Genomic DNA, 3,497 nt, shown 5'->3' with positions numbered 1-3,497 from the left:
GACAGGCAGGTCCTGCTGCCCTTCGAGTGGACCGGTGTCGAGCTGTATGCCTCCGGCGCCACCGAACTACGCGTACGCATCGACGTGGACGACACGGGCGAGCACCTTTCTCTCGCCGCGATGGACGGCACGGGCAGGCCGGTCGTTCTCGCGCGGGGCCTGCGCATCCGGGAGGCGACCGCCGAACAGATTCGCGTCGGTGCGTCGGCCGAACACCTCTACCACATCGACTTCCGGGCGCCCGGCGTGCTGGAAGACGCACCGGAGGGGGAGACCTGGGTGCTCGGCGGCGACGGCGAAGTCGCCCGCGCCCTGGGCGCGGAGGGCTTCAGCACCGCCGACGATGTGTTCGCACACCTGGAGGAAGGCGCACAGGCCCCGGTCCGGATCGTCGTCGACGCCACGGGAGCGGCTGCCGCCGACGGGCTCGCGGCCTCGGCCGAGGCGCTGGACCTCATCCAGCGACTGACCGCCGAACAGCGCCTGGACGGCGTCGAGTCGGTATGGCTCACCTCCGGTGCCGTGGACGCCGGTGACGGAGTCCGCGACCTCGCGCACGCGCCCCTGTGGGGCCTGCTGCGCGCGGCGCGCGGCGAGTATCCCGAGCGCGTGATCCGGCTGGTCGACGTCGACGCACCTGCTGCTGAGGCGGAGCGTGCGATCGCCGTCGCGGATGAGCCGGAGATAGCGGTGCGTGAGGGTGAGGTGCGCGTCGCGCGCATGATGCGGGCATCCGGCGATGAGGATGCCGTTGAGCGGCCGGCGTTCGACGCTTCGGGTTCGGTGTTGATCACGGGCGGTACGGGCGAGCTGGGCCGTGCGGTGGCCGGGCACCTGGTCGCTTCGTACGGCGTCCGGCACCTGGTGCTGACATCGCGGCGCGGCCTGGAGGCTCCGGGCGCGCACGAGCTGGTGGCGGAGTTGACGGCCGCCGGTGCCGCGTCCGTACGTGTCGTGGCCTGCGACGTCTCCGACCGGACCCAGGTCGGGGAACTGCTCGCCGACGACGGCGGACACCCCTGGACCGGGATCTTCCACCTCGCCGCGGTACTCGACGACGGGCTGCTGGCCTCCCAGACCGCGGAGCGGCTGGCCGTGGTGTGGGCTCCCAAGGCCCATGGCGCGACACATCTGCACGAGCTGAGCCGGCACTTGGACCTGGCCGCGTTCGTCCTGTTCTCGTCGGCCGCGGGTGTGCTGGGCGCCGCCGGGCAGGGCGGCTACGCGGCCGCCAACGCCCACTTGGACGCGCTCGCTGCCCGCCGTCGCTCCCTGGGACTCCCCGCGACCAGCGTCTCCTGGGGACTGTGGCAGCAGGCCGGGATCGGCCTGACCGCAGCCCTGGGCGAGGCCGAGCTGGCGCGTATGCGCCGCCAGGGCGTGGGCGCGCTCACCAGGCAGCAGGGCCTGGCAGCCCTGGACGCCGCACTCGCGGCGCCCCGGCCCCACCTCGTGCCGGTCAAGCTGGAGTTGGCGTCACTGCGGCGCCGGCCCGACGAGGTTCCTGCCCTCTACCGCGGGCTGGTGCGGGCCCGTCGCAAGCGTGCGGGTGAGTCCGCGGCGACTCCGTCGGGGCTGCGCGACCAGTTGGCCGCGGTTCCCGAGGCCGAGCGGCTGGTCCGTCTCACCCAACTCGTCCAGCGTGAAGCGGCTGTGGTTCTGGGGGTGGCGGGTGCGGACGGGATCGGTGCGCAGCAGGTCCTCAAGGAGCTGGGGATCGACTCGCTGATGGCGGTCGAACTGCGCCGCCGCCTGTCGGCGGAGACGGGCCTGACCCTGCCGTCCACTCTCGCCTTCGACTACCCCACGCCCACCGCCATCGCGGCCCTCCTCCTCGACAAGATCGCTCTCACCGGCGGCGCGGCGAAGGCCGTACCGAAGCGCCCCCGGCGCACTTCCGCCGCGTCCGACGACCCCATCGCCATCGTGTCCATGGCCTGCCGGATGCCCGGCGGTATCAACACCCCCGAAGGCTACTGGCGCTTGCTGGCCTCCGGTGGCGACGCCGTCAGCGGACTTCCGCCACGCTGGGAGAACCTCGACGTCTACGACCCCGATCCCGAGGCCGCCGGAAAGAGCTACGCCCGCGAAGGCGGCTTCATCGACGACGCCGAGGGTTTCGACGCCGCGTTCTTCGGGATCTCCCAGCGTGAGGCGCTGTCGATGGATCCGCAGCAGCGGCTCGTCCTGGAGACCGCGTGGGAGGCACTGGAGCGCGCCGGCATCCGGCCCGACACACTCAGCGAGAGCCGGACAGGCGTCTACCTCGGCGCCATGAGCTCCGACTACGGCGAGCAGGGCCGCGAACTCGACGCGTTCGACGGGTACGTCAGCACGGGCAACGCGAGCAGCGTCGTCTCCGGCCGCGTGTCGTACGCGCTCGGGCTCCAGGGCCCCGCCGTCACCATCGACACCGCCTGCTCGTCCTCGCTCGTGGCCATGCACCTCGCGGCCACCGCACTGCGCCAGGACGAATGCGAACTCGCCCTCGTCGGCGGTGTCACCGTGATGAGCACACCGAGACTGTTCGTGGAGTTCTCCCGGCTCAAGGGTATGGCGCCGGACGGGCGGTGCAAGTCGTTCTCCGCGCAGGCCGATGGTGCGGGTTGGTCGGACGGGGTCGGCATTTTGGTGTTGAAGCGGTTGTCGGCCGCTGAGCGCGATGGTGACCGGGTGCTCGCGGTGATCCGGGGCAGTGCGGTGAATCAGGACGGTCGCAGTCAGGGGCTGACGGCGCCGAACGGGCCGTCGCAGCAGCGAGTGATCCAGGACGCCCTGGAGGCGGCACGTCTGACCCCCGCGGACATCGACGCGATCGAGGCACACGGCACAGGAACGCCACTGGGAGACCCGATCGAGGCGGGTGCGCTGGCCGAGGTCTTCGGTCCGGGGCGCGGGGTGGACCGGCCGGTGTGGCTGGGTTCGTCGAAGTCGAACATCGGGCATGCGCAGGCGGCCGCCGGCGTGGCCGGTGTCATGAAGATGGTGCTCGCGCTCAAGCACGAGACACTGCCGAAGACGCTGTACGCAGACGAGCCCAGCCCGCACATCGAGTGGGACGGCAGCGGTCTCGCGCTCCTGAACGAGGCGCGGCCCTGGGCCCGCGACACCGGACACACCCGCCGTGCGGGCATCTCCTCCTTCGGCCTCAGCGGCACCAACGCGCACCTGATCCTGGAAGAGGCGCCGGCAAGCGACGCGAGGGCGACAGACGGAACCGAGGCCGCCCCCCGGCCCGTCCCGCTGGTCGTGTCCGGGCAGAGCGAAGAAGCGGTACGCGCCCAGGCGGGACGCTGGGCGGAGTGGATCGCCGAGCACCCGGACGTGCCACTGGCCGATGTCGCGGCGACGGCGGCCAGGCACCGCGCGCACTTCGGACACCGGGCCGGAGTCACCGTCTCGACCACTGCCGAGGCGGTTGATGCTTTGCGTGCGCTTGCGGGGGGTCAGGTGTCGGCGGGTGTTTCGGCGGGTGTGGCTGTGGATGGTGGTCTGGC

Annotated in this window: 1 protein-coding gene; it reads left to right on the top strand. The window is 72.0% G+C overall.

Annotation, left to right across the window (positions count from 1 at the left end; all coding sequences use genetic code 11):
• On the top strand, positions 1–3,497 hold a 3,497-nt coding region (locus ACIRQP_RS42235; protein WP_403900763.1), incomplete at both ends, for a type I polyketide synthase.

It is taken from the genome of Streptomyces sp. NPDC102274, from assembly GCF_044766385.1.
In the GTDB taxonomy this organism is placed as follows: Bacteria; Actinomycetota; Actinomycetes; order Streptomycetales; family Streptomycetaceae; genus Streptomyces.
This window is presented reverse-complemented; position numbering and strand designations above follow the sequence as displayed.